This window comes from Pararobbsia alpina (assembly GCF_902859895.1).
Classification (GTDB): domain Bacteria; phylum Pseudomonadota; class Gammaproteobacteria; order Burkholderiales; family Burkholderiaceae; genus Pararobbsia; species Pararobbsia alpina.
Window position 1 is genome coordinate 1 of the sequence record NZ_CADIKM010000158.1, and the last position, 1343, is coordinate 1343.

Annotated in this window: 1 protein-coding gene; it reads left to right on the forward strand. The window is 61.2% G+C overall.

Annotation, left to right across the window (positions count from 1 at the left end; all coding sequences use genetic code 11):
- A partial coding sequence (locus HV670_RS30015; RefSeq protein ID WP_175108544.1) for a catalase occupies positions 1-1343 on the forward strand: 1343 nt, incomplete at both ends.

Sequence of the window (1343 nt, forward strand, 5' to 3'; positions counted from 1 at the left end):
GAGCGCCGCATGCACGCCAAGGGCTCGGGCGCGTTCGGCACATTCACCGTCACGCACGACATCACGAAGTACACACGCGCCAAGATTTTTTCGCAGATCGGCAAGCAAACGGAATTGTTTGCACGTTTCTCGACGGTCGCCGGCGAACGCGGCGCGGCGGACGCGGAGCGTGACATCCGTGGCTTCGCGCTGAAGTTCTATACCGAGGAAGGCAACTGGGATCTCGTCGGCAACAACACGCCGGTGTTCTTCCTGCGTGACCCGCTGAAGTTCCCCGACCTCAACCACGCGATCAAGCGCGACCCGCGCACGGGCTTGCGCAGCGCGGAAAGCAACTGGGATTTCTGGACGCAACTGCCCGAAGCACTGCACCAGATCACGGTCGTCATGAGCGACCGCGGCCTGCCGAAGACGTTCCGCCATATGCATGGCTTCGGCAGCCACACGTTCAGCCTGATCAACGCGAAAAACGAACGCTACTGGGTCAAGTTCACCCTGAAGACCCATCAGGGTATCGAAAATCTGTCCGACGCCGAAGCGACCGAACTGGTCGGCCGCGATCGCGAGAGTCATCATCGCGATTTGTACGAAGCGATTGAACGCAAGGAATTCCCGCGCTGGACGATGTATATCCAGATCATGCCCGAGAAGGATGCAGGCAGCTACCACCTGAATCCCTTCGACCTCACGAAGGTGTGGCCGCGCAAGGACTATCCGCTGATCGAGGTCGGGTATTTCGAGTTGAACCGCAACGCGGAGAACCATTTCGCCGATGTGGAGCAGGCGGCGTTTGCGCCGTCTAATGTCGTGCCGGGCATCAGCTTTTCGCCGGACAAGATGCTGCAGGGACGGTTGTTTTCGTATGGCGACGCACAGCGTTATCGCCTGAGCGTGAACTATCACCAGATTCCGGTCAATGCACCGCGCGGCGCGAAGCACGTGCACAGCTACCATCGCGACGGCACGATGCGGGTCGACGGCAATATGGGTGGGGCGACCCCCTACAACCCGAACACGCGTGGCGAGTGGGAGGAACAACCCGACTACGCCGAACCCCCTCTGTCGATCGAAGGCGCGGCGGATCACTGGAACCATCGCGTCGACGAAGACTATTACTCGCAACCGGGCGATCTGTTCCGCCTGATGACGCCGGCGCAGCAACAGCTTCTGTTCGAGAACACTGCGCGTGCCATGCATGGCGTGTCGCAGCCGATTCGCGATCTGCACGTGGAGCACTGCACGAAGGCGGACCCCGCCTACGGTGCGGGGGTGGCGAAGGCGCTGAAGGCGATCAGCCCGCTTGAAACGACGCCGGTCCGCTCGGAAGCCGCCGTTGCAAAGTA